The 22993-nt window shown below is 65.1% G+C and carries 24 protein-coding genes; 17 read left to right on the top strand and 7 right to left on the bottom strand.

Annotated elements, in window-relative coordinates; all coding sequences use genetic code 11:
• Positions 1-41: 41 nt before the first annotated feature.
• Entirely contained in the window at positions 42-1598 is a 1557-nt protein-coding gene (locus D9V34_RS14155) for an MFS transporter (protein ID WP_121689146.1), read from the bottom strand.
• A gap of 141 nt (positions 1599-1739) precedes the next feature.
• On the opposite strand from D9V34_RS14155, the gene D9V34_RS14150 reads away from it, so the two are divergent.
• The 4 genes from D9V34_RS14150 (at position 1740) to D9V34_RS14135 (ending at position 5239) form a co-directional block, all read left to right on the top strand.
• Complete coding sequence (locus D9V34_RS14150; protein WP_121689145.1) at positions 1740-2465, top strand: type 1 glutamine amidotransferase family protein; 726 nt, start codon at positions 1740-1742, stop codon at positions 2463-2465.
• Between the two features lie 191 nt (positions 2466-2656).
• The gene (locus D9V34_RS14145) at positions 2657-3349 is read left to right on the top strand and encodes a uracil-DNA glycosylase (RefSeq protein ID WP_425454454.1); all 693 of its coding nucleotides are present in this window, start codon (positions 2657-2659) and stop codon (positions 3347-3349) included.
• Positions 3350-3358: 9 nt separating this feature from the next.
• A complete protein-coding gene (locus D9V34_RS14140; protein WP_121689144.1) occupies positions 3359-3874 on the top strand; it encodes a GNAT family N-acetyltransferase in 516 nt (171 codons plus the stop codon).
• A gap of 237 nt (positions 3875-4111) precedes the next feature.
• On the top strand, positions 4112-5239 hold the full coding sequence (locus D9V34_RS14135; RefSeq protein ID WP_121689143.1) for an AI-2E family transporter: 1128 nt from the start codon (positions 4112-4114) through the stop codon (positions 5237-5239).
• 10 nt (positions 5240-5249) lie between these two features.
• Here D9V34_RS14135 and D9V34_RS14130 read toward each other — a convergent pair whose 3' ends face one another.
• Entirely contained in the window at positions 5250-5840 is a 591-nt protein-coding gene (locus tag D9V34_RS14130) for a TetR/AcrR family transcriptional regulator (protein ID WP_183091982.1), read from the bottom strand.
• 88 nt (positions 5841-5928) lie between these two features.
• On the opposite strand from D9V34_RS14130, the gene D9V34_RS14125 reads away from it, so the two are divergent.
• Positions 5929-6678: an SDR family NAD(P)-dependent oxidoreductase gene (locus tag D9V34_RS14125; RefSeq protein WP_121689141.1), complete on the top strand. Its 750-nt coding sequence runs from the start codon at positions 5929-5931 to the stop codon at positions 6676-6678.
• A gap of 169 nt (positions 6679-6847) precedes the next feature.
• Here D9V34_RS14125 and D9V34_RS14120 read toward each other — a convergent pair whose 3' ends face one another.
• The 3 genes from D9V34_RS14120 to D9V34_RS14110 all read right to left on the bottom strand — a co-directional run bounded on the left by D9V34_RS14120 (position 6848) and on the right by D9V34_RS14110 (position 8948).
• Positions 6848-7618, bottom strand: a complete 771-nt coding sequence (locus D9V34_RS14120) for an SDR family NAD(P)-dependent oxidoreductase (RefSeq protein ID WP_121689140.1) — start codon at positions 7616-7618, stop codon at positions 6848-6850.
• A 30-nt stretch (positions 7619-7648) separates the two neighbouring features.
• Complete coding sequence (locus tag D9V34_RS14115) at positions 7649-7930, bottom strand: hypothetical protein (RefSeq protein WP_121689139.1); 282 nt, start codon at positions 7928-7930, stop codon at positions 7649-7651.
• Positions 7931-8027: 97 nt separating this feature from the next.
• Positions 8028-8948, bottom strand: a complete 921-nt coding sequence (locus D9V34_RS14110) for a LysR family transcriptional regulator (RefSeq protein WP_121689138.1) — start codon at positions 8946-8948, stop codon at positions 8028-8030.
• A gap of 122 nt (positions 8949-9070) precedes the next feature.
• On the opposite strand from D9V34_RS14110, the gene D9V34_RS14105 reads away from it, so the two are divergent.
• The 4 genes from D9V34_RS14105 to D9V34_RS14090 are packed head-to-tail and all read left to right on the top strand — an operon-like array spanning position 9071 to position 12200.
• The gene (locus D9V34_RS14105; RefSeq protein WP_220700600.1) at positions 9071-10093 is read left to right on the top strand and encodes an alcohol dehydrogenase catalytic domain-containing protein; all 1023 of its coding nucleotides are present in this window, start codon (positions 9071-9073) and stop codon (positions 10091-10093) included.
• The gene (locus tag D9V34_RS14100; RefSeq protein WP_121689137.1) at positions 10090-11190 is read left to right on the top strand and encodes a flavin monoamine oxidase family protein; all 1101 of its coding nucleotides are present in this window, start codon (positions 10090-10092) and stop codon (positions 11188-11190) included. The genes D9V34_RS14105 and D9V34_RS14100 overlap by 4 nt, the downstream gene beginning before the upstream one ends.
• A 33-nt stretch (positions 11191-11223) precedes the next feature.
• Positions 11224-11589: a thioredoxin gene (gene trxA, locus D9V34_RS14095; protein WP_121689136.1), complete on the top strand. Its 366-nt coding sequence runs from the start codon at positions 11224-11226 to the stop codon at positions 11587-11589.
• A 53-nt stretch (positions 11590-11642) separates the two neighbouring features.
• A complete protein-coding gene (locus D9V34_RS14090; protein WP_121689135.1) occupies positions 11643-12200 on the top strand; it encodes an OsmC family protein in 558 nt (185 codons plus the stop codon).
• Between the two features lie 72 nt (positions 12201-12272).
• On the opposite strand, the gene D9V34_RS14085 is transcribed toward D9V34_RS14090, so the two are convergent.
• Positions 12273-12782, bottom strand: coding sequence for a MarR family winged helix-turn-helix transcriptional regulator (locus D9V34_RS14085; protein ID WP_121689134.1), 510 nt, complete (start codon positions 12780-12782; stop codon positions 12273-12275).
• A 136-nt stretch (positions 12783-12918) separates the two neighbouring features.
• On the opposite strand from D9V34_RS14085, the gene D9V34_RS14080 reads away from it, so the two are divergent.
• Positions 12919-13710 (top strand): SDR family NAD(P)-dependent oxidoreductase, encoded by a 792-nt coding sequence (locus D9V34_RS14080; protein WP_121689133.1) that lies wholly within the window; start codon positions 12919-12921, stop codon positions 13708-13710.
• Positions 13711-13785: 75 nt separating this feature from the next.
• Here the strand turns inward: D9V34_RS14080 and D9V34_RS14075 are convergent, their stop codons facing one another.
• Positions 13786-14370: a TetR/AcrR family transcriptional regulator C-terminal domain-containing protein gene (locus D9V34_RS14075; RefSeq protein WP_121689199.1), complete on the bottom strand. Its 585-nt coding sequence runs from the start codon at positions 14368-14370 to the stop codon at positions 13786-13788.
• An 81-nt stretch (positions 14371-14451) separates the two neighbouring features.
• On the opposite strand from D9V34_RS14075, the gene D9V34_RS14070 reads away from it, so the two are divergent.
• The 7 genes from D9V34_RS14070 to gad all read left to right on the top strand — a co-directional run bounded on the left by D9V34_RS14070 (position 14452) and on the right by gad (position 22635).
• On the top strand, positions 14452-15090 hold the full coding sequence (locus D9V34_RS14070) for a biotin transporter BioY (RefSeq protein ID WP_121689132.1): 639 nt from the start codon (positions 14452-14454) through the stop codon (positions 15088-15090).
• Between the two features lie 3 nt (positions 15091-15093).
• Positions 15094-15780 carry an energy-coupling factor ABC transporter ATP-binding protein gene (locus tag D9V34_RS14065; protein WP_121689131.1) on the top strand — a complete coding sequence of 229 codons (687 nt, stop codon included), beginning with the start codon at positions 15094-15096 and terminating at the stop codon, positions 15778-15780.
• The gene (locus tag D9V34_RS14060) at positions 15777-16376 is read left to right on the top strand and encodes an energy-coupling factor transporter transmembrane component T family protein (RefSeq protein ID WP_121689130.1); all 600 of its coding nucleotides are present in this window, start codon (positions 15777-15779) and stop codon (positions 16374-16376) included. The genes D9V34_RS14065 and D9V34_RS14060 overlap by 4 nt, the downstream gene beginning before the upstream one ends.
• Before the next feature lie 38 nt (positions 16377-16414).
• The gene (locus tag D9V34_RS14055) at positions 16415-17911 is read left to right on the top strand and encodes an amidase (RefSeq protein ID WP_121689129.1); all 1497 of its coding nucleotides are present in this window, start codon (positions 16415-16417) and stop codon (positions 17909-17911) included.
• A gap of 459 nt (positions 17912-18370) precedes the next feature.
• Positions 18371-19219: an ATP-binding cassette domain-containing protein gene (locus D9V34_RS14050; protein WP_220700599.1), complete on the top strand. Its 849-nt coding sequence runs from the start codon at positions 18371-18373 to the stop codon at positions 19217-19219.
• Positions 19216-21162, top strand: a complete 1947-nt coding sequence (locus tag D9V34_RS14045; RefSeq protein WP_121689128.1) for a YhgE/Pip domain-containing protein — start codon at positions 19216-19218, stop codon at positions 21160-21162. Before D9V34_RS14050 ends, D9V34_RS14045 begins: the two co-directional genes overlap by 4 nt.
• Before the next feature lie 72 nt (positions 21163-21234).
• Positions 21235-22635 (top strand): glutamate decarboxylase, encoded by a 1401-nt coding sequence (gene gad / locus D9V34_RS14040; protein ID WP_121689127.1) that lies wholly within the window; start codon positions 21235-21237, stop codon positions 22633-22635.
• Positions 22636-22993: the final 358 nt, after the last annotated feature.

Raw genomic sequence — 22993 nt, 5'->3', positions numbered from 1 at the left:
ACGGCCCTCCCCGAGTGGGGAGGGCCGTTGTTGTGTTTAGGCTAGCGTGCGTCGGCGGGGGTGTCGCCCTCTGGGGCGGCTTCTGCTGGGGCGGCTTCCGCTGGCGCACCGCCCTCGGACGCACCATCGTCCGGTGCACCGCCCTCCGGTGCATCCGAGAACGACAGCTTGGGCACAAACAGCAGCAGCACCACGGCCACGGCGGCCGACAGGCCACACACGGCCCAGACGGTCATGTATCCGGCCAGCGAGGATGCGCCGGCGGTCACCGTGGTGGCCGCGCCGCCGATCAGCACGATGCCGAAGATCGCCGAGGAGAACGAGCCTCCGATGGTCTTGGACGTGCTGGTCAGTGCCGAGGCAATGCCGGTGCGGCCCGGGGGAGCGGCGGCGGCCGCGGCGGCGGGCAGCGCACCCACCAGGGCACCCGATCCGACCCCGGCGATCATCATGCACATCACCACCTCCCACACCTCGAGGTGGAAGGGGATCAGCAGCAGGTAGCCCACCGCAACCGAGATCGCCGAGGCGATCAGCGCGATTCGCGGGGTCGCCCGCTTGGAGACGATCGGGAACAGGATCGCGCCGATGATCATCGAAATCAGATAGGCACCGATCAGGAGCGAGAGCTGTCCGGCGGGCAGCCCCAGCCCGTAGCCGTTTTCGCGCGGGGTGCCCGCGTAGGTGCTCAGCGGCACCTGCGCGCCCAGTACGCTGATACCCACCAGGCCCGCGGTGAGCTGCACCGGCCACATGCGCGACTGACGCATCAGACGCAGGTCGATGGCGGGGTCCTTCTGCTTGAGCTCATAGCGGCCAAACGGCCAGAAGCCGATGATGCCCAGCGCGATCGGGATCCACACCCACCAGGTCTCCACGCCGTTCAGACGCAGCAGCGAGAGCCCGCCGGTGATCAGCGCGATGTTGATGCTCAGCAGCACAAACCCGGTCAGATCCAGCGTGCGCTTCTCGGGCAGCGGCTCGGACTCCCGCACCCCAAACAGAATGACAAAAAACACCAGGGTGACCGCGATGGCCGGGATCGCCAGGGTGGTCGGAACATCCCCACCCAGCGCCTCAAAGATGCGCCCGCCACCGAGCGCCCCGAGGATCGCACCGAGCTCCAGCGCCACCACGAGCAGGCCCGCCGCGCGGCGGGTATCTCCGGCGGCGCTGCCGGTGCGGCGGCCGCGGTCAAAGATCAGGGCGATTTCCAGCGGAAGCCACACCGAGAAGAACCCCTGGATCGCCCAGGCACCCAGGAACACCCAGAATGAGTCGGCGGCCACCAGCGCCCAGCTTCCGATCGCGGTAAACACGGTGGCGATCAGCAGGATGCGTTTATGCCCGTACATGTCGCCAAGCTTGGCCATGATCGGCACCACGATGGCGGTGAGCAGCAGCTGCGAGGCCTCAAACCAGTTGAAGTCGGCATCGTGGATGCCCAGGTGCTTCACAATGTCGGGAACCAGGGGAATGTAGTAGCCCTGGATGATGCCGCTGCAGATTTCCACCAGCACCAAAAAACCGATCAGCGAGGCGGTGACGCCCAGCGCCCGGCCTCCCTTTCGGGCAAAACGTCCCTGTAATTCGACCATGTCGAAATAGTAGGGGTAAAGTCGAGGGTTCATGCCGCGGCATGCCCAACCGAGTCCTCGGATTACGGCGGGAGCGAGCTACGGTTGAACAGGCGGGATGCGACCCATCCGGCAAACCTCAATCTTCAGGAGATACAAACAATGGGAATCTATCTGACCGGTGGGCTTCGCGTACCGGCGGCTGGAACCGCCGCCGCGGCCGGAAGCCTGTGTGCGGAGCTGTGGGGCCGATTCATCGCCGACGTGCGCAGCCAGGCCGGGGAAGACACCCGCATCGTGGTGCTCGCGGTGGGGGACACCGCGGCCAACCAGGCGCGTGAGCTGGTCGAGGCCGCTCACCGTGAGGGGGATGCACGCTTCAGCGTGGTCACCACCTCCGACACCTTTGACCTGCAGGCCATCGCGGTTGCCAGCGCCATCGTGGTGGTGGATGGCGAGCCCGAGGCCGTGCGTGCGGCCCTGGCCCCGATCGACGGGGAGATCCGTCGTCGCGTGGCTGCCGACACCCCCTACCTGGGCATCGGGGCGGGCGCGATCGTGGCCGCCGAGAAGGCCCTGATCGGCGGTTGGCGGATCGGCGGAGTGCCGGTGAGCCCCGAGGAGTACGGCTTCGGTCTGGACGAGGTGACCGTGGCCCAGGGCCTCGGTCTGCTCGACCTCAGCGTCGTGACCGCCCCCGCCGCCACCGGCAGCCTCGGCCGTCTGGTCGCCGCAACCGAGGGCGCGCTGGTGCCCGGCGGTATCGGAATCGACACCGAGACCGCGCTGATCATCGCCGACGGCCGCCTCGAGGTTGTGGGCAAGGGCAGCCTGTGGCAGGTCATCGGTTCCGAGCACGGCGTCACGGTCTCCACCCGCGGCGCGTGAGCTTGAGCCTCCCGGCAACGCCCGCTTCGTCGGACGGGCACGGGCTGCTGCCCGCAACGCTTACTTCCGCGGCCGAGCGCGGGCTGCTGCACCCGGCGCCTGAGTCCGACACTGTGCTGCTGCCTGCAACGCTTTCTTCCGCGGCCGAGCGTGGGCTGCTGCACCCGGCGCCTGAGTCCGACAATGTGCTGCTGCCTGCAACGCTTTCTTCCGCGGCCGAGCGTGGGCTGCTGCACCCCGAGTGGGCTGCGGCGCTCGCGCCGGCCGCGGAGGCGTATGCGCGGGCGGTCGCGAGCCTGGCGGAAGAGCCGGAGTTTCTGCCCGCGCCCGAGCTGGTACTGCGGGCGTTTGCCCGTCCGCCCGCGCACACCCGGGTGCTGATAGTTGGGCAGGACCCCTATCCCACTCCGGGACACCCGGTGGGCCTGGCCTTCTCGGCCGATCCCGCGGTGCGCCCGATCCCGCGCAGCGTGGCCAACATGTTCAGGGAGCTGCACACCGACTTAGGCATCACCCCGCCCGCCTCGGCCGACCTCTCGGCCTGGGCCGAGCGCGGCGTGCTGCTGCTCAACCGGGTGTTAACCGTGGCCCCGGGACGAGCAGGGTCCCACCGTCGTCGCGGCTGGGAGGAGTTCACCGACCGGGCGATTGCGGTCCTGGCGGCGCTCCCGCAGCCACCGGTCGCGATCCTCTGGGGTAACGATGCGCGCACTCTGGCCCCCGCACTGGCTGGGACCACGGTGATCGAGGGTGTGCATCCGAGTCCGCTATCGGCCTCGCGCGGCTTTTTTGGGTCTCGGCCGTTCTCGGCGGCGAATGCGGCGCTGGTCGCGGCGGGACAAGAACCCGTGGACTGGTCGCTCCCCGAGGACACCCTGTTCTAGAATTTCCCCATGATCTCGCTTCGTCCCGTTCGCGCGGAGGATGCCCCCGGCATCGCCGCGATCTACGACCACTATGTGGCCACCACCACGATCACCTTTGACGAGGTGCCGCGTCCCGTCGCCGACTGGGAGGCGCGGATCGCGCGGGCGGATGCGGCCGGGCTCCCGTTCCTGGTCGCGGTCGAGACGGACACCAACGCGGTGCTCGGCTACGCCGTGGCCAACCCGTGGAGTGATAAGTCGGCCTTCCGCTATACCGTCGAGCACTCGATCTATCTCGACCCGGCCGCCGCCGGTCAGGGGCTCGGGTCGCTTCTCCTCGGTGCGCTGCTGGATGCCTCGGCCGCCGCCGGTCTGCGCCAGATGATCGCGGTGATCACCGACGAGGGGACCGAAGCCTCCCTGGCCCTGCACCGCCGTTTCGGATTCACCGATGCCGGTGCACTGGCTCGGGTCGGGTATAAGTTTGACCGCTGGGTCGGGGTGCGTTTCTTCCAACGCGAGATCCCGCAGCCCGGGGCCTGACCCCCGGTTGGCGGCTTCGCCGCGGTGCCGGCCGTGCGGTGCCTGATCGAGGACTCGCAGCCCGGCGAATCGTGCCTTCCGGATGCTCGCGGGCCGCGTGATCGCGCGCGGCGTAACCAGGAACGCGCCCGCCGCATCCTTGCTTCCCGGACGCAGACGTGACAGCCTGACGTGACAGCCCGGGCATCCAGATCGTGATGGGTGTGGATGCCGTAGCCTATCGAACGGAGCACCCGTATGCCCCTGTTTTCCCGTCGCCGGTCCTCGCAGGCTGCGCCGATTCCGAAAAAGCCCACGCTGTGGACCGACGGGTTTGGCCGGGTCGCGACCCGCAGCCTGCAGGTTTTGGTGGTGCTCGCGCTCGTGGCCGCGGTGCTGTATCTGGTGTCCCAGGTCAGCGTGATCCTGATCGCGGTGCTCCTCGCCCTGATTCTCTCGGCCGCGATTTCACCGTTTGTCTCGTGGATGCGCCGTCGCGGCATCCATACGATGCTGGCCACGTGGATCGCGCTGCTGGCCATCGTGATCATCCTCGGCACCGTGGTGTGGCTGATCGTCTGGGCTGTGCAGAGCCAGTGGGATGATCTGGTCGATTCCGCCTCCGACGGCCTGAGTGCGCTCCAGGGCTACCTCAAGGATCTGCCCTTCACCATTTCCGACGACCAGCTGGATGATTTCAAGGACTCCATCACCGGGTTCCTCACCAGCGCACAGTTTGGCAACGGTGCCCTGGCCGGGGTTTCGGCGGCCACCAGCTTCTTCACCGGGCTGGTGCTGATGATCGTGGTGCTGTTCTTCTTCCTCAAGGACGGCCCGAAGATCTGGGAGTTCCTGCTGCGTCCCTTCACCGGTGAGGGCTATGAGCGTGCGCGCCGGGTCGGCGACAAAACCGTGAGCGTGCTGGGCGGTTACTTCCGCGGGACCGCCGCTGTGGCTGCCGTGGATGCGATCGGGATCGGGATCGGTCTGGCCATCGTGGGCGTTCCGCTCGCGCTGCCGTTGGCCGTGGTGGTGTTCATCATGGCGTTTATTCCGATCGTGGGTGCAACACTGGCCGGGGCGATTGCCGCGCTGGTGGCCCTGGTGGCCAATGGTCCGGTGGCCGCGATCATCGTGATCGGTATCGTGGTCCTGGTCAACCAGCTTGAGGGGAACTTCCTGCAGCCGGTCCTGATGGCCCGCTCGCTCAAGCTGCACGCCCTGGTGGTGCTGCTCGCCCTGACCGCCGGCACGCTGATCGCCGGCATCATCGGTGCCGTCCTGGCTGTGCCGATCGCCGCGGTCGCCTGGGGCATCATCTCGGTCTGGAACGGCGAAAACACCCCCGCCATCCCGGCCCAGCAAAAACGCCCCGAAGAGGTTTAGCGCGGAGCCGCTAGCACTCGGAGAGCGTGCCCAGGGTGCCGAGGCTCTCCAGTGCGGTGCTCACGGTTGCCGAGAAGTCGTGTTCCTCGCCCGCCGCCCAGCGCAAGAGTGCGTCAAAGACGACGGTCCTGATGGCCAGAGCCAGCACGCGGGCGCGGTGCGGATCACGGAGCTTGGCGGTGAGGAAGTCTGCGAGCGCAGTCCAGAACGTGGCGAGCTTGGTGGGGCCCTGAGCGAGGAGATCCGCATGGCTGGCGATGAGGCGCAGCCGGGCGCGGGTCACCCCCTCGCGGTGATCGAGCGCGTGCAGGGAGTCCACCACGGCGTCCGTCAGGACGGCGTAGGTGAGTGCGCCGGCCGGGAGGGCGGTGAGAATGCCGTGCAGCCGCGCCTCGACCGGAGCAGATCCGTGCCACACCAGGTCGCCCTTCGCCGGGAAGTAGCGAAACAGGCTGCGGCGGCTGATTCCGGCCTCCTCGGCCACCCGATCCATGCTGATGGCGTCATATCCGTGCGCTTGAAACAGCGCGATCGCTGCATCGGCGATGGCGGCCGGGTCGATGTGACTGGGCCGGCCGCGTGCGGGTTGCGAATCGGACATGTCCCCATCGTACCCACCCTGGCTATTAATGGCACTCAGTGTCATAATATGTGTAAGGCAATGACGCACACACGGAAAGGCAGCGATCATGACCACTGAACGATTTGCAGGCAAGACGGTTATCGTGACGGGAGCGGGCTCGGGAATTGGGCGCGCGAGTGCCCTCCGATTCGCCCGTGAGGGTGCGCGCGTGATTGCGGCCGAGGTGTCTGCACCGCGTCTGGATGCCCTCGTGGCGGAAAACCCGGACCTCGATATCGTCCCCGTGGTGGGCGACATCACGGCCGAATCCGGTGTGGAGGCCATCGTTGCGGCCGCGGACGGCCGCGTTGACTCGCTCGCCAACGTCGCCGGAATCATGGACGGCTTCCTCGCGGGCGGCGAGGTGGATGATGCCACCTGGGATCGCGTATTTGCGGTCAACGTCACCGCGGTGATGCGCCTGAGCCGCGCCGTTCTGCCCCTGATGGTTGAGGCGGGCGGTGGCACGATCGTCAATGTGGCCTCCGAGGCCGCTCTGCGCGGCGCCACCTCGGGTGCGGCCTACACGGCCTCAAAGCACGCGGTGGTTGGTCTCACCAAGAACACCGCGGTGCTCTACGCCAAGGACGGCATCCGCGTCAACGCGGTCGCGCCGGGTGCGGTGGCCACCAACATTGAGGCACCGTTCCACTCGGAGCGTGCGGCCGCGGTGCTCGGGCCGATCATGCAGTCTGTTGTGCCCGCACCGGCGAGCTCCGAGGAACTCGCCGCCGCCATCACCTGGCTGGCCAGCGGTGACAGCGCCAACATCAACGGCGTGATTCTGGCCTCCGATGGCGGCTGGTCGGCGATCTAGACGAGGTGCGAGTGTGAAGTGACTTCCGGCATGTGGGCCGAGATATCGGAAATTCCGCACGGAGTAGGTAAGCCATGACCGAAGACAGGGACGGAACCTTAAAATGGTTCCGTCCCTGTCTGCTACGTGAGCTTAGCGAGGCTCGACCTACATCTAGTCGCTTCGCAGATTAGTTGCGGCCCGCCATGACCCCACCGTCAGCGTCCCAGACGGCACCGGTGACCCATCCCGTGTTATCAGAGAGCAGGAACGCAGCGATAGCGGCGATTTCTTCCGAGGTGCCAACACGGCCAATTGGGTGGAAGGAGTCAAAGCCGCTGACAGCCTCCTGAACCTCTTCCTTGGGGATGAAGCCCTCATAGATCGGAGTGCGAACGACGGCCGGGGCAATGGCGTTGACGCGGATCTTCTCTCCTGCCAGCTCCATAGCGAGGTGCTGCGTGAACGAGTGCAGACCGGCCTTGGCCATTGAGTACGCGGATGACGGTGTTGCAGCGATAGCCTGCTGCGCCCACATGGAGCCGATGTTCACAATCGAACCGCCCTGACCCGCAGCGATCATGTTTGCTACAACGGTCTGGGTGATGAAGAACGTGGACCGGTTGAGGTCGAGGTAGGAGTTGTAATCGGCCTCGGTGTGCTCGATGAACGGCTTAGGTACGAATACGCCTGCGGCGTTGACCAGGAGCGTTGCATCTGAGTGCTCGGTGGTCAGCTGCTCACGGAGGTGTGCGACTGCATCGAAATCGTTGAGGTCTGCAACCAGAGCAGCCACCGGGTTGCCGTGCTTGGCAAGGTTGCCGCGCGCTTCTTCCAGCTTGGCCGCGTTACGTCCAACGATGACAACGCTGCCTCCCTCGGAAGAAACCCGATCAGCGATGGCGTAGCCCATTCCCGACGATCCGCCGATGACCACAAGCTTCGTGTTTTCAAAAGTCATGTCTTTGTTTTCCTCTGGTTCTGGTCTGTCTTAAGCGGCGTCGTAGATACGAACTTCGGGTTCGCGCTGAAGGAACGGTGACAGCCCTCCGACGACGTCGGTCGTGAACAGTTCAGAGGCAAGGTATGCCTGGGCGTTGGCGACGGTGTCGAAGCCGTGCATCACCTGCACGTCTTCGTCTCGAATGAGCAGTTCCTTGCTCTGGGCACCGGTGATCGTGTCCAGGAAGGGCTGCTTGTACTGGGCGTAAACGGCGGCCGCGGCGGCGCGGTCGCTGTCGTTCACGGCAAGGGTGATCTGCAAATAGGCCATGCTTGGCTTCCTCCTAGGTCGGGGTGGCGGTGTGGCCCGCCGACTTCCGACGATAGGTGGAGCGAAGCAGGTGCGGTAGGAGGCCGCGATGAATGAATCAATAGCCCTTCGTTATGACTTCTGGCGAGGCGGCTCCGTTCGACAGCATTCCCGTAAGGGCTTCTATGTCCGTGGCCAGTGAGCTCTCTGGACTCCAGACTGCTTCGTAGAAGATTTCCACCTCAATACCATCGTCGTACAGGGGTCGGTGCGCGGCGTCGGGGGTCGCTAGTTTCGAGCGCGGGATAATCGCAGCGCCGAGTCCAAGCTTTGCCCACTCTTCAAGCACTCGGTAGGTGGCGGCCTCGCCAGGGTACTCGCGCAGCGCTAAGTCGTGGGCCGAAAAGAGGTCGCGGGTAAACGTCGTAAGACCACATGTATTGGGCATCAGAATGAGTGGCTTTGACGTCAGCTCTGCCAATTCAATTTGGTTCAGGCTCCGTGGCCAAGATTCCACAACCACCAGCGGTTCTGAGTCGATGATTCGGTGCTTGTGGCGTGGCATCGGGGCCACAGACGGGATCAGAATGAGATCCAGCTCATCGGCAAGCAGAGCGGTTCGCAGCTCAGCAACATTGGCCTCTCTAAGAACGAGTTGTCGAGGGCCGGGCAGCATGTCGAGGCAGCACACGGCACTGTAAGCGCGAGCAATAAGCGCCGGGTTTATCAGAGGCGAGACGCCGATGCGAATGTCACCCGTGGCTGGTCCTTTCCACAGGGCCGCTTCCGCGGGAATCTCATCGAGCGCTTTGAGTGCTCGGTCAATGAGGGGGAGCATCTGAACCCCGAAGGCAGTCGCTTGGACTCCGCGAGGTGAGCGATCAAAAAGCCGTTCTCCCAGTCGCTCTTCGAGCTTGGCAATACCGTTTGACAGCGCCGGTTGTGAGACGCCATAGGCACGTGCCGCCGCACTGAATGATGCGGTCTCGGATACAGCTTGGGCATAGCGAAGGCTCTCAACACTGAACTTTTCAGTCATTACCTAAAGTTATCACCAGATTCGCGGATCACCCCTACTCCATGTGTGGCGGAGCTTCTAGTCTCGGTCTCATTGACCGACTTTCCCTGCTGACCACTTTCGTGGCAAAGACTGGAGCACCCATGACTGATACCGGCATGATGATGAGGGTTCATACCGAACGCGGGCCACTCGTCGCAGAACGGGTGGAACTCTCCACGCCGCCGCGAGGATGGGTGCGTATTCGCATCACCGCAAGCGGTGTGTGCAACGCGGACCTCAACACCGTGAAAGCTCACGGTGCCAGTTTGCCGGTCACACCGGGGCACGAGATCGCCGGTGTAATTGACGCGCTGGGAGAGGGCGTCAAAGGATGGGGCCTCGGTGAAAACGTCGCCGTGGGCTGGTTTGGTGGAAGCTGTGGACACTGTGATTTCTGCCGCAGCGGTGATGTCGTTCACTGTGCAGAGCGGAAGATTCCTGGACTTTCCTACCCCGGAGGGTGGGCTGAATCGGTGATCGTCCCGGCCGATGCGCTGGCTCGGATCCCGGAGGGCTTAGACCCATTTGATGCCGCACCTATGGGCTGCGCTGGCGTGACCACGTTCAATGCCGTGCGTGTCGCGGACGTTCCTGCGGGCGGGAGAGTTGCAGTGTTCGGCATCGGGGGGCTGGGGCATCTTGCGGTGCAGTTCGCCGCACGTATGGGATATGAAGTTGTGGCGATTGCCCGCGGAACCGAGCGTGAAGAATTGGCCCGGTCTTTGGGTGCGCAGCACTACATCGACAGTGAGGATAGGGAACCTGGTGCCGCCTTGCAGGAGCTCGGCGGGGTCGATCTGATTATCAGCACCGCCGCGACCACGAAGCCGGTTTCTGAACTGATCGCGGGCTTGCGAGTTGGCGGGAAGCTGATGCTTTTGGGCGTGGATGATGGCGTCGTGGAAGTCCCGGTGGCGCAGGTAGTCATGAAGTCGTTGACTGTCACCGGCCACCTCACTGGTAGCCCGCGGGACATTGAAGAAACAATGCAGTTTGCGTTGCTCAACAACGTGCGGCCGCTCATCGAACGCATGCCCATTGAGCAGGCCGAACGAGCGGTAGCGGAGCTTGCCGCGGGAACTCCCAGGTTCCGCATCGTGCTTGACGCGACGGCGAGCCGATGAACCACGTCACCCTCAACGATGACGACCTGGCACGCTGCGATGTTGTCATTGTCGGGGCCGGGGTCGCTGGTCTTAGTGCTGCCAATATTCTTACAAGTGCAGGGGCCACCGTGATGGTCTTGGAAGCACGCGACCGAGTGGGCGGCCGCGCACTGAGCACCCCTGCCGGTGAACAACGCCTCGACCTTGGAGCAACCTGGTTCTGGCCGAACGAACCCACGGTTCAGACCTCACGCACAGAACTTGGGCTAGAGGCGTTCCCGCAGCGAACCGCGGGGGATGCTCTCCTTGAAACGCCCAACGAGGGAGCACAACGGTTAGATGGAAACCCCATCGACTCTCCCGCCTACCGCCTGAGTGACGGCATGCAATCTCTGCCAGAACGTCTCGCAGATCGTCTGAGCTGCGGCACGCTCCGTCTCGAAGACCCGGTAAGAGCTTTGACCCTCACCCCGAACGGGGTTCGAGTCGAAGCCCTCCACACGAGGCTGCTCGCACAACACGTCATCGTTGCGGTGCCACCCGCTCTCGCCGCCGAGCAGATCCGGTTCGAACCGGACCTGCCCCCACAGCTGCGCCGCATCGCAGAATCAACCACAGTGTGGATGGGGTCCACGGTCAAGGCCGTCGCGGTGTACGCGACACCGTTTTGGCAAAGCGAAGGACTCTCTGGATCCGCAATTAGCTACAGCGGACCATTTAGGGAATTCCATGACCACAGCGGCCCTGACTCTGCGCCGCCCGCCATTTTTGCTTTCGCTTCGGCCGACGCATTTGCCGGAGTGAGCCTCGATGACGCGAAGCACAGTTTTCTCGCTCAGCTTGAACGATTGTTCGGAGCCGATGCACGAGGGGCTACCCGTGTGTATGTCCAGGATTGGAGCCGCGAGCGATACACGACCCCAACGGTGATTGCGCAGCAATCCTCGACCGCAACATACGGTTCATCGCAATTCAACGAGGCGATTGGAGGACACATCCATTTTGCATCCACCGAAACAGCCACCGCGTATGCCGGTCATGTTGAAGGTGCGATCCGAGCAGGACACAGTGCAGCTCGCCGCATCCTCGATCAGACCAGATCTGCGCCCCGATAGACCAACCAATAGACGAGCTGCAAGGAAACCACTATGACAACCCACGATCTCACCAAAGAAAATTTCGAAACTACCGCGCTCTCAGACGGGATAGTGCTCGTGGACTTCTGGGCCGCGTGGTGCGGCCCATGCCGCATGTTTGCCCCGGTCTTTGAAAAGGCCGCAGAGAAGCACCCTGACGTGGTGTTTGCCAAGGTCGATACCGAAGCCAACCAAGAACTGGCCGGAGCTATGAGAATCACCTCGATTCCCACGCTGATGGCTTTCCGTGACGGTATCCGAGTCTTCTCGCAGGCAGGAGCGCTGCCGGAAGCTGCGTTGGAAAACCTCATTGCGCAGATCCGCGAACTGGACATGGACGAGGTCCGCGCTCAGATCGCCTCCAGCCCCCAAAGCTAAACCTCACTCACTCTCAATTCACAACGATAATTTCGCCGAAGGATGGACTACAAATGACCGCAAATGCACCCCTCAACGGAGTAAACCTCGACGCACTCGCAGAACTAGGCGAGAACGGCCGAAAGGACCGCTCGACCACCAAGTTCTCCTTTGCAGTTTCCGGATCCTGGGACGGTGGCAGCAAAATGACAGCCACCACAGGCTCAGCACACATGGGCGGTTTTCACGACACGGCCCGTGCCGGCCGCTTCACGATGACCAGTGACGAGCCGATCCCACTGGGAAGCGACGCCGGACCCAACCCCGTCGAGTACGTACTTCAGGCGCTTGCCGCCTGCTACACCGTGGGACTGGCAACCACCGCAGCTCAGCGGGGCATCGCTCTGGATTCCTACACCATCGACATTGACGGTGACGTTGACCTCGCAGCCTTCTTCGGGGTCGATGAAACCGTCACCCCCGGCCTGACTCAGATTCGCGCTGCGATCACGGCCACGTCCTCGAACGCCGACCGCCAGCAGTTGGAAGATCTGGTTGCTGAAGTCGAGCGCACCTCCACTGTGCGATACACCCTCGCGCACCCGGTGGAGGTCATCACTCACCTCAAGTGATGCTCGCCCCTTACCCGGGGCGACATCACTCAGCGCCGAGCTAGCCAGAAACTGTCGTTTCCGGCGGGAGGGTTATGATGATGCGGGTCGATCTCCGCCTGGGCTCCAGGCGGCGGTGGCGGGGGCGATCGCCTGGGAGATGCGCGTACTGATCACGCCGAGTTGGCGCACCTGCTGATCGGTGAGCGATTCGAATACGAGTCTCTCGACGAGGGCGTGGTGCGCCGGCGTCGACCGCAGGACGTGCTCGTGCCCCGCGTCCGTCAACACGGCCAGGGTTACGCGCCCGTCGGTCGGGTCGATTTCTCGGCGGACCCAGCCCTTCTTCTCCAGCCGGGAGATCGCGCGCGACAGCCGTGAGAGCGTGCTGCTCGCGTAGCCGGCGAGTGTGCTCAGGCGCTGCGTTCGCTCGGGTGCGGTGTCGAGCGCAAACAACAGGCCGTGCTCGAAGTGGGTCAGCCCACTGTCGCGCTGCAGTTGTGCATCGAGCGCTGTGGGAAGGCGCTCGATCAGGGTCGCGACCGACGCCCATACTTCGAGCTGGCTAGCACTCAGCCCGGGCTCGTTGGAGGAGTATTGCATGACACCAGGCTATGCCACGGCCCAGAGCCGCTCACTCGCCACGCCGATTAACTTGCCTGGGAAAGTAAATCCACATAGTGTTACTTGCTCAGGCAAGTGAATTGCCTGCATGGAACAGTCTGAGAGGGAGCGATACATGGAATTACAGCTGCGCGGTAAGACGGCGTTTGTGAGCGGATCGACGCAGGGGATCGGCTTCGCCATCGCGTCCGGTCTGGCCGCCGAAGGGGCGCGAGTGATCGTGAACGGAAGGTCCTCCGATCGTGTCGAGGATGCCGTGAGGAAGCTCCGCGCCGAGTATCCGGACGCCGACCACACGGGATTGAGCGCGGACTTCGCCGCTCCCGACGAGGTGGATCGCCTGCTGGACGGGCTCGAGGATGTGGACATCCTCGTAAACAACGTCGGGCTCTTCGGACTCGCCGAGTTCGAGTCGGTCTCCGACGCCGAGTGGATGCGGTATTTCGACGTCAACGTGATGAGTGGTGTGCGCCTCTCGCGTCATCTGCTGGGCGGCATGCTGCAGCGCGGGTGGGGGCGCATGTTGTTCATCAGCAGCGAATCCGGGGTGAACGTGCCGGCGGACATGGTGCACTACGGCGTAACCAAGGCGGCGATGATTGCGCTGGGCAATGGGCTGGCTAAGCTCACTCGCGGCACCGGCGTGACGGTAAACACGGTGCTGGGCGGCCCCACCTACTCAGATGGCGTCGCGGCGGCCGTCGAGTCGCTTGCGGGGGCGCAGTCCGCTTCCGTGGAAGAGGTCAAGGGGGCGATCATCGACCAGAACAGAACAACCCTCCTGGAGCGGTTCATCGAGCCATCCGAGATTGCGAACATGGTGACGTATCTCGCCAGCCCACGGGCATCGGCCACCAATGGAGCGGCGATTCGGGTCGACGGGGGTGTGCTCACAACGATGCTGTAAGCCGTGAGGGTGCGACGACTCGAGCGTCAAAACGGCTCTGTGTGGCGCAGACCGCGTCGCCGACGCTGTGGGGCCCTACCGCAGGGTCGCGAGCCCGCCCAGGATGAGGTCGATGCCGAAGCCGAACTCGGCGCTCTCGCTCTCCGAGGTGTCGGTGGGTGCAGCGGCGCCGAGCGAGCCCGCCTGAGCGCGCTGCTGCTCGTGGGAGACCTGGCCGAGGATGAAGTGCAGCAGCACGCCGGAGACGCGCGCCGCGGTTTCCGGGTCGGTGCCCGCATCCACCAGGGCCGCGGTGAGGTCGATCCCCGGTGCCTCGGCGCCCAGACCGAGGGCGAGCGTGCTGGCGACCACCTCGGCGCCGTCGCGGTAGGCGAGCAGGCGTTCACGCAGGGCCAGGCAGCGGGCGCGCACCCGGTCGGTGCCGGGGGAAGTCTCGGATGAGGGCACCTCGACGATCAGATCCGCCAGGTGCGCCAGCAGGCTCTGCTTATTCTCGTAGTGCCAGTACAGGGCGCTGGGCTGCACGTCGAGGGACTGTGCCAGGCGGCGCATCGTGAGGTCGGCGAGGCCGAAGGAGTTCAGGATATCCAGGGCCGCATCGGCCACGTCCTCCCGGGAGTGACGGGTCGGCGCGGACCGGGGGTTGCGTGAACTCGTCATGGTCATACTATACTCAGTGAACACCACATGAACACCGTTCAGGAGAACACCGTTCAGGCACTCCCCGTCGGAAGGATCCCCATGACCACCCGTACCTCGTTTGGTGGCGCAGACCTCGCCCGCATCGCCGTCTTCGCCGCGCTGATCGCGGTCCTCGGCATGCCCCCGGCCATCGCCGCGTTTGGCGGGGCCGTCCCGATCACCGCGCAGACCCTCGGTGTGATGCTCGCCGGTACCATCCTCGGCCCCTGGCGTGGCGCGGCAGCCGTGCTGGTGCTGGAGCTGCTGGCCTTTGCCGGACTTCCGGTTCTCGCCGGCGGGCGCGGCGGCGCCGGTGTCTTTGTCGGGCCGAGCGTGGGCTACCTGATCGGTTGGATCGCCGGAGTTATCGTGATCGGCCTGATCGTGCGGGCCGACCGCCGCCGCCCCACGATCCTGCGTACCTCGATCGGCGTGGTACTCGGCGGCATCGTCACCATCTATGCGTTCGGCATCCCCTTCCAGGCGGGCATCACCGGCCTGGGCTTCGGGCCGACCTTCCTCTCCAGCCTGCTCTTCCTCCCCGGCGACCTGATTAAGGCCGTGATCGCCGTCGCGCTGACCCTCGCGCTCTGGCGGGCCTACCCGCGTGCGTTCGGGCAAACCTCGCGCCGCCCGTCGGCATCGTCGGATACAGTTACCTCCGTGAACGAATCCGCCCCCACCACCCCGCAGGCCTAGCGCGTGGCGGGTACCATCACCTTTGACCGGGTCGGCGTGCGCTTTGGCGACCACGATGCGCTGCGGGATGTGACGATCACGCTGACCCAGGCGCGGATCGGCATCATCGGGCTCAACGGCTCGGGCAAGTCGACCTTCGCCCGGATGCTCAACGCGCTCGTCCTGCCCGGTGCCGGGGAGGTGCGCGTGCACGGGATCAACCCGAGCGCCGAGGCCGCCCGGGTGCGCCAGATCGCAGGGTTCGTGTTTGCCAACCCGGATGCGCAGATCATCATGCCCACCGTGGCTGAGGACGTGGCGTTCTCACTACGCGGTCGCGGGGTGCCCAAGGCCGAAATCGCCGCGCGGGTGGCCGCCGAGCTAGAGGTATTCGGACTGAGCGCGCTGGCCGACGCACCCGCGCACGAGCTCTCGGGCGGGCAGAAACAGCTGCTGGCGCTGTGTGCGGTGCTGATCACCCGGCCGGACTTGGTGATCGCCGATGAACCCACCGCGCTGTTGGATGCCCGCAACCGGAGGCTGATCATCGACCACCTGTTCTCCGAACGGGTACCGCAGCTGGTCCTGGTCACTCACGATCTCGACCTCGCCGCGCGCTGCGACGTGGTGCTGCGCTTCGAGGACGGACGCCTGCTTGAGCACGGCGATCCGGCCGAGATCATCACCCGCTACAGCGAGGCCTACGCGTGATCTCCCTCTATCGCCCGGGCACCAGCCCGCTGCACCGGATGCCCGCGGGACGCAAGCTCGCTCTGATTGGGGTGCTGGTTCTGGTCATCTCGATCTTTCCACACACGCTGTGGACCCTCGGTATCGCGGCGGCCATCGTGGTTGCCGGATACCTGATTGCCGGGCTCGGGTTTTCCGGGCTCTGGCGTCAGGTGCGGATGGTCTGGATGCTGATCGTTTTCACCGGGGTGTTTCAGCTGATCTTTGTGCCCTGGCAGGCGGCGACGATCACCACCACCCGGATCCTGCTGGTGATTCTGTGCGCGGCGCTGATCAGCCTGACCACGCAGACCTCGGCAATGCTCGACGCGATCGAGCGTGGCCTCACCCCGCTGTCGAAGATCGGGGTGCGGGCCGATCGGATAGCGCTGCTGCTGGCACTGACCATCACCGTGATCCCGGTGATCCTGGGCTTTGCCCGGGACATCATCACCGCTCACCGCGCCCGCGGGGTGCGCCCGGGCCCGCGCACATTTGTGGTGCCGCTGCTGGTCCACACGATGCGCTTCGCCGACGAACTGGGCGAGGCGCTGGTGGCCCGGGGCCTGCGCTCCTAGCGTGTGCACCAAACTCGAAACCGGAATAGGCTGGGGACATGGCACAGCTGCACGAACTTACCGCCCGTGAACAGAGCTTCCTGCTGCGAACCGGCGCCCTGCGTCCGAGTGAGCTGGTGGAGCACTACCTGGATCGCATCGAGAAGCACGGTGCGTCCATCGGCGCGTTCATCGTGGTGGATGCCGACGGTGCCCGCGAGCGCGCCGCCGCGCTGGAGGCCACCGGGCACCCCCGTTCCACCCCCACCGGCTCGTTTAGTCTGAGCGATCCCGAGCACTTCCGAATCGAATCCCCCGGGGAGAGCCCCGACCAGGTGCTCTGGGGCCTGCCGCTGGCCGATAAGGACCTGGAGGCCCGTGCCGGGCTGCCCACCAGCTATGGCTCGCGGGTGTTTGCCGGGGTGGTATCGGAGCAGAGTGACGAGATCGTCGAGGCCGTGGATGCCGCCGGCGCGATCAGCCTCGGTAAAACCAACACCCCCGAGTTCGGGCAGCACGGCTTCACCGACAACCTGGTCGCGGGTCCTGCCCGCAACCCCTGGGACCGCAGCCTGCACGCCGGTGGCTCCAGCGGGGGAGCGGCCGCCGCGGTGGCTGCCCGACTGCTGCCCTTTGCTCCGGGATCGGACGGGGGCGGCTCGATCCGCATTCCCGCCGCAGCGACCGGCCTGGTGGGGCTCAAGCCCTCCCGCGGCCGCGTCCCCGGCGGATCGGGCATCGGCAGCGTGGGCGGACTGGGTGTGGCCGGTCCGATCGCCCGCACCGTGGGCGATGCGGCACTGCTGCTCGAGGGCATGATCGGCACCCCGGCCCCCGCCCGCTTCGCGCTGCGCGCCCCCGAGCTGGAACCCGGTGCGCTGCTGCGCGCCGCCGACACCCCGCACGGCCGGTTCCGCATCGGCATCCTGCGCGATTCTCCGTGGGCGGATGAGTACTCGATCGGCCTGGACGAGTCCGGTGAACTGGCCTTTTCCGAGGGCATCGAGCACCTGCGTGCCCTCGGCCACGTACTCACCGAGATTCCGCTGGAACGCAGTGCCGGATACTCCAACGCCTTCCGCACCCTGTGGCGCAGCTTCCCGGCGGCCGCCCCGCTGCCCGAGGGGGCCGAGGCGCTGCTGGAGCCGGTGACCGCGCAGCTGCGCGAGTCGGGCAAGGAGGTGCGCGCAACGGATCTGATCGCCGCCCTGGGCTTCTTCGCGCGCTTCGAACGCGACGTGATCGATCAGTTCGCCGGGTTTGACGCGATCCTCACCCCGGCGCTCGGTCAGAGCCCGCGGACTCTGGACTGGTACAGCCAGACCGATCCCGACCTGAGCTTCGAACAGCAGGTGCTGTACTCGCCCTGGACCTCGTTTGTGAACGCTACCGGGCTGCCGGGCATCGCGCTGCCGGTCAGCCAGGATGCGCAGGGTCTGCCCGCGGCGATTCAGCTGATCGGTCGCCCCGGCGACGAATTAACCCTGCTGAGCCTTGGCGCGCAGCTGGAGAATCGAATTGGCTGGCACGAACGGGTGCCCGCCGACTTCGCCTAACGGTCAAGCCGGCCGTCGGGGAATTTGTCCCCCATGAATGCCCCACGCGCGAGAGCCTTCTCCCGCGTGGGGCATTTTTGTGTGCCCGAATCCCGGGGTATCCCGCGCCGGGGCGAGTATGGCGAGGGGAGATCCCGCGGTGACGTCGGATTGTGGCATCAATATTTTGTCCCCCATGCCCGCGGGGCTCGTCGAGGGGACCGAAAGAATTCCGCCCTTTTTTGTCTGAGACCAACAATAAAAAGTGGTTCGGTCCGGGAAAATATCGGAAAAACCTCCAAAAAGATAGTTCTATCTTCCTGTCGCGAAACGATGGTACGTTGATCGGACTTTGATGGGGAAACATCCCGAGAATGGATCGTATTCAATGGGGGAACTGGCTCAGGCCGGCGCATTTGTAGCGCGCAATTCTGGTCAAATTCGAGGCCGTGGGCCTCGCGCGGGTCGAGGGTGCGCACGATGAGTTCACACCCGGCACACGGCGGCCAGCACGAAGCCGAGCCGCCCGTGGAAACCGTCGAAACGGCGATCATCGAGGCCCAGGAACGGCAGTCCCGGGACATGCATGAGGCCGCAGAGCCTCACGGCCGACACGGGGCGAGTCCCGACAACCTGCTCACCCTCTCCGAGGTCAGCGTGCGCGCCTCCTGGGGACACATTTTTGGGCCGGTGAACTTCTCGGTCAAGCGCGGGGGCACCACCGTCCTGGTGGGCCACGGCGGACGCGGTCGAACCGCGCTGCTGCTGACCCTTGCCGGCCGTATGCGTGCCTCAAGCGGCACCGTGGTCTCCTTCGGGCTGAACAACAATCCCGGTCACCTCTTCAAAAACGCCGCCCTGGGCTGGATCGATGAGGTGGACGAGGTGGTGCAGGCCATCCGCGTCCGCGACATCGTGACCGAGCAGCTGCGCTGGGGTGCTCCCTGGTATCGCTGGGTCCGCGTCGCCCGCGAGGAGGATCTGGAGCGCATGTGCCGCCCGGTCTTTGGCGATCTGGCACTGCCCGGCCTCGACGATATGGTCGAGGAGCTCCCCGAACTGACAGCCGCGCTGTTCCGCATCGCCGCGGCCAACGTGCGCAAACCCGAGCTGCTCGTGGTGGGCGGGGTGGACAACCTCTCCAGCGACCAGGCCTCGGAAAAGCTCCTGGAGCGCCTGATCGCGCTGGGCACAGAACAGACGGTGATCACCGCCGATGTCAACGGCCGACGCGGTTCGGTGATCGCCGATGACTACGTGGAGGTGCCCAATCTCACCAACCAACAGTTTGTGAGCCTGGCCCTCGAGGAAGTTGAGGAAGCCCGATGATCGCCGCATTCTCCCCGGGAAGCGATTTCAAACGGTACTACCGCGGGACCATGCCTCGGCTGGCCCTGCTGGTCATCCTGATCATGCCGCTGATGTACGGCGCACTCTACCTCTGGGCCTTCTGGAACCCGTTTGGCAACGTGGACAAGGTCCCCGTGGCGATCGTGAACCTGGACACCGGGGCGGATGCCGGCAAACAGCGCATTCATGCCGGTCCGCAGGTGGTCAAGGGGCTGATCGACTCCAAGCAGCTCAACCTGATCGAGGTGAGCGAGGAGGAGGCCAAAACCGGACTGTCCCACGGCAAGTACGACTTCACGATCACGATCCCCGCGGACTTCTCCACCGCCATCGCCTCGGTCTCGGGAGATAACCCGCGCTCGGCGGACCTGATCTTCACCTACGACGAAACCAACAACTACCTCTCCACCGTGATCGGTCAGGACGCCGCCGAGGAGGTCATCAACCAGGTCAGTGCCCAGGTGGGGAGCCAGGTGTTTGAAGCCGCACTGGACGGGGCCAAGGGAGCTATTCCCAAGCTCATCCAGGCGGCCAACGGGGTGGACACCCTGAACTCCGGCATGCAGCAGGCCAACCAGGGCGCGCAGGAACTCGCGACCAACCTGGTGACCGCGAAGGACGGGAGCGACAAGCTGGCCGGGGCGGTGGACGAGATCGTGACCGGGCTGGACGGCATCATCGGTAAGGCTCAGGGCCTGGTCCAGGGATCGGGCATTTCCGGTGCCGAGGTCCGCTCGGCCGTGCAGCGCATCGACGCGGGTGTCAACACCGCGGCCACGCTGCTCAACGATGCGGCCGCCACACAGCAGAAGGCCGCCCAGGATCTGGACGCCGTGATCGCCGACCTGCGCGCCAAGGGGGAGGGCGGCCTGGCCGACCAGATCCAGGGTGTGCGCAACTCGATCGCCGCGAACCCTCAGGTAGCCCAGGCGAACACCACCATTGCCGAGGTACGGCGGGACACCAACCTGCTGGCCGGCCAGCTCAACAGCCCGGGCACCCAGTTCAACGTGGTACTACAGGCCATCGAAAACGATCAGGTTGTCGGCGACCTGAACAAGGCCCGCAGCGGTGCCGATCAGCTGCGCAGCGGTGCCGACCAGCTCCGCACCGGACTCGGGGAACTCAGCGCCGGGGCGAACACCCTGGCCGAGGGCACCCCCAAGCTGGCCGCCGGAACCGAGCAGCTGGCCGAGGCCGCCAAGACCGGCCTGAGCCTGATTCCCAAGTGGGGGAAGGACCAGGAGCGCAGCGTGATCCAGACGCTGGCCGAACCGGTCAAGCTGCTCGAGAAGACCGAGCACGAGGCCAAAACCTTCGCCTACGGCTTTGCGCCCTTCTTCCTCGGACTCGCCCTGTTTGTGGGCAGCATTATCGCCTGGATGCTCTTCACCCCGCTTCAGGCACGTCCGTTGGCGCAGGGGTTGGGATCCTTCCGCACCGTGCTGGCCTCGTTCATGCCCACCCTCGCGGTGGGCGGAATCCAGGGCACAATCCTGTTCCTGGTGATCTACTTCGGGCTGGGACTCAAACCCGAGTATCCGATCGGCACGCTGGCGTTCATGTGGTTGATGTCCGCGATGTTCCTGGCGATGATCCAGATGCTCAATGCCCTCTTCGGAGCGGCGGTGGGCCGCGTGGCCACCCTGGCCCTGCTGATGGTGATGCTCACCTCGGCGGGCGGCATCTACCCGGTCCAGACCACCAGTCCGCTGTTCCAGTGGCTGCACCCCTTCGACCCGATGACCTATACCGTGACCGGGCTCAGACAGCTGATCATGGGCGGGATCGACTATCGATTCGGGGTCGCGCTCGCCGTGATCGGGGCACTCACGCTGGTGTTCCTGGCGGTGTCCACCTGGGCCGCGCGTCGAAACCGCCAGTACAACATGGACCGGCTCTACCCACCCATCGAGGTGTAGCGGGCAGTGCCCTGCAGCGTTTTTCTCAGAATTTAGTGTCGCGAGCTTTTCCGTCAATCAGAAAGGACCACCATGTCAGAGCTGTATCGCAATGCCGCCGAACGCGAGGACGAGTCGCAGATCTCGATCAATCCCGTGTTTGCGCGTCCGGGTGAAGCCACGGTGCTGCCCCGCTTTGATCTTCCCGAGAACCAGATGTCCGGCGACACCGCGTATCAGCTGGTGCACGATGAGGCCATGCTGGATGGGAACTCCCGCCTGAACCTGGCGACGTTTGTCTCCACCTGGATGGATGACAACGCGGGCAAGCTCTATGTCGAGGCCGCCGACAAGAACATGATCGACAAGGACGAGTACCCGGCCACCGCGGCCATCGAGGACCGCTGCTGGCGCATCCTCGGGAACCTCTGGCACGTGCCGGACCCGCACAACACCATCGGTACCTCGACCATCGGATCCTCCGAGGCCTGCATGCTCGGCGGCCTGGCGCTCAAGCGTCTCTGGCAGGAGCGCCGCCGGGCCGAGGGAAAGTCCACCGAGAAGCCCAACCTGATCCTCTCCGCCGGCGTGCAGGTAGTCTGGGAGAAGTTCTGCAACTACTGGGATGTTGAGGCCCGCTATGTGCCGGTCACCGAGGACCACCTGGTCCTCGATGGCTATGAGCTGGAAAAGTACGTGGACGAGAACACCATCGGTGTGGTCGCGATCCTCGGTCAGACCTACACCGGCCTGTACGAGCCGGTTAAGGAGATCGCCGCCAAGCTCGACGAGATCCAGGCCTCCACCGGCCTCGACGTGCGCATCCACGTGGATGGTGCCTCGGGCGCGATGGTCGCCCCGTTCTGCCAGCCCGACCTGGAGTGGGACTTCACGGTTGAGCGGGTCAACTCGATCAGCACCTCGGGCCACAAGTACGGCCTGGTCTACCCCGGTGTGGGCTGGGTTGTCTGGCGCAATAAGGAGGTGTGCCCGGAGAGCCTGGTGTTCCACGTGAGCTACCTCGGCGGCGACATGCCGACCCTGGCCCTGAACTTCTCCCGTCCCGGTGCCCAGGTGCTGCTGCAGTACTACCAGTTCCTACGTCTGGGTCGCGAGGGATACCGCGAGGTGCAGCAGAACTCGATCGACGTGGCCACCTACCTGTCCTCGGAGATCGAAAAGCTGGATCCGTTCTCGCTGGTCAGCCGCGGCGACACCATCCCGGTGTTCGCCTGGAAGCTGAACCCGGGTAAGCGCAACTGGGACCTGTACGACCTCGCCGACCGCCTGCGCATGCGCGGCTGGCTGGTGCCCGCCTACCCGATGCCCGATGACCTGTCGGCCCTGGTGGTGCAGCGCATCGTGGTGCGCCTGGGACTGAGCAAGGACCTCGCCGAGCTGCTGCTGGCCGCGATCAAGGAGGAGGTGGCGTTCCTGGAGAACCTGGACGCACCGATTCCGCGCGAAAAGGCCCGTACCTCGTTCGCTCACTAGGCATGCCGCAGCGCGTACCTGAGGGTCCGCGCGAAAAGGCTCGTACCTCGTTCGCTCACTAGGCATGCCGCCGCACGTACCTGAGGGTCCGCGCGAAAAGGCCCGTACCTCGTTCGCTCACTAGGCACCCTCCCGGTCCCGCCCACACCCCAGATCGTGTGGGCGGGACCGGGACTCGCAGAGAGAAAGCGTCACTCATGACCCAGAGCAGCACCCCCTTCCCCCAGGCACAGCCGGCCTCGCTGCCGTTCCTGGTGCCGACCCTGAGCAGGCAGAGCGCCCTGTTCATGATCGGCTCGGCGCTGTTTGTGCTGGGCAGCGCGATGAACATCTGGCACTTTGACAACACGGCGGCGTC

The sequence above is a fragment of the Mycetocola lacteus genome, assembly GCF_003667575.1.
Lineage (GTDB): Bacteria > Actinomycetota > Actinomycetes > Actinomycetales > Microbacteriaceae > Mycetocola > Mycetocola lacteus.
Note: the sequence above shows the minus strand (reverse complement) of the source record. Positions and strands in the feature narration are given on the sequence as shown.

Excerpts from the sequence above, each read along its gene's own strand:
- D9V34_RS14090 (WP_121689135.1), top strand. The coding sequence starts at position 11,643 with ATGACCGCAAATGCACCCCTCAACGGAGTAAACCTCGACGCACTCGCA.
- D9V34_RS14140 (WP_121689144.1), top strand. The coding sequence starts at position 3,359 with ATGATCTCGCTTCGTCCCGTTCGCGCGGAGGATGCCCCCGGCATCGCC.
- gad (WP_121689127.1), top strand. The coding sequence starts at position 21,235 with ATGTCAGAGCTGTATCGCAATGCCGCCGAACGCGAGGACGAGTCGCAG.
- D9V34_RS14115 (WP_121689139.1), bottom strand. The coding sequence starts at position 7,930 with ATGGCCTATTTGCAGATCACCCTTGCCGTGAACGACAGCGACCGCGCC.
- D9V34_RS14100 (WP_121689137.1), top strand. The coding sequence starts at position 10,090 with ATGAACCACGTCACCCTCAACGATGACGACCTGGCACGCTGCGATGTT.
- D9V34_RS14120 (WP_121689140.1), bottom strand. The coding sequence starts at position 7,618 with ATGACTTTTGAAAACACGAAGCTTGTGGTCATCGGCGGATCGTCGGGA.
- D9V34_RS14125 (WP_121689141.1), top strand. The coding sequence starts at position 5,929 with ATGACCACTGAACGATTTGCAGGCAAGACGGTTATCGTGACGGGAGCG.
- D9V34_RS14080 (WP_121689133.1), top strand. The coding sequence starts at position 12,919 with ATGGAATTACAGCTGCGCGGTAAGACGGCGTTTGTGAGCGGATCGACG.
- D9V34_RS14105 (WP_220700600.1), top strand. The coding sequence starts at position 9,071 with ATGACTGATACCGGCATGATGATGAGGGTTCATACCGAACGCGGGCCA.
- trxA (WP_121689136.1), top strand. The coding sequence starts at position 11,224 with ATGACAACCCACGATCTCACCAAAGAAAATTTCGAAACTACCGCGCTC.
- D9V34_RS14110 (WP_121689138.1), bottom strand. The coding sequence starts at position 8,948 with ATGACTGAAAAGTTCAGTGTTGAGAGCCTTCGCTATGCCCAAGCTGTA.
- D9V34_RS14150 (WP_121689145.1), top strand. The coding sequence starts at position 1,740 with ATGGGAATCTATCTGACCGGTGGGCTTCGCGTACCGGCGGCTGGAACC.
- D9V34_RS14070 (WP_121689132.1), top strand. The coding sequence starts at position 14,452 with ATGACCACCCGTACCTCGTTTGGTGGCGCAGACCTCGCCCGCATCGCC.
- D9V34_RS14045 (WP_121689128.1), top strand. The coding sequence starts at position 19,216 with ATGATCGCCGCATTCTCCCCGGGAAGCGATTTCAAACGGTACTACCGC.
- D9V34_RS14085 (WP_121689134.1), bottom strand. The coding sequence starts at position 12,782 with ATGCAATACTCCTCCAACGAGCCCGGGCTGAGTGCTAGCCAGCTCGAA.
- D9V34_RS14155 (WP_121689146.1), bottom strand. The coding sequence starts at position 1,598 with ATGGTCGAATTACAGGGACGTTTTGCCCGAAAGGGAGGCCGGGCGCTG.
- D9V34_RS14075 (WP_121689199.1), bottom strand. The coding sequence starts at position 14,370 with ATGACGAGTTCACGCAACCCCCGGTCCGCGCCGACCCGTCACTCCCGG.
- D9V34_RS14135 (WP_121689143.1), top strand. The coding sequence starts at position 4,112 with ATGCCCCTGTTTTCCCGTCGCCGGTCCTCGCAGGCTGCGCCGATTCCG.
- D9V34_RS14050 (WP_220700599.1), top strand. The coding sequence starts at position 18,371 with ATGAGTTCACACCCGGCACACGGCGGCCAGCACGAAGCCGAGCCGCCC.
- D9V34_RS14055 (WP_121689129.1), top strand. The coding sequence starts at position 16,415 with ATGGCACAGCTGCACGAACTTACCGCCCGTGAACAGAGCTTCCTGCTG.
- D9V34_RS14130 (WP_183091982.1), bottom strand. The coding sequence starts at position 5,840 with ATGTCCGATTCGCAACCCGCACGCGGCCGGCCCAGTCACATCGACCCG.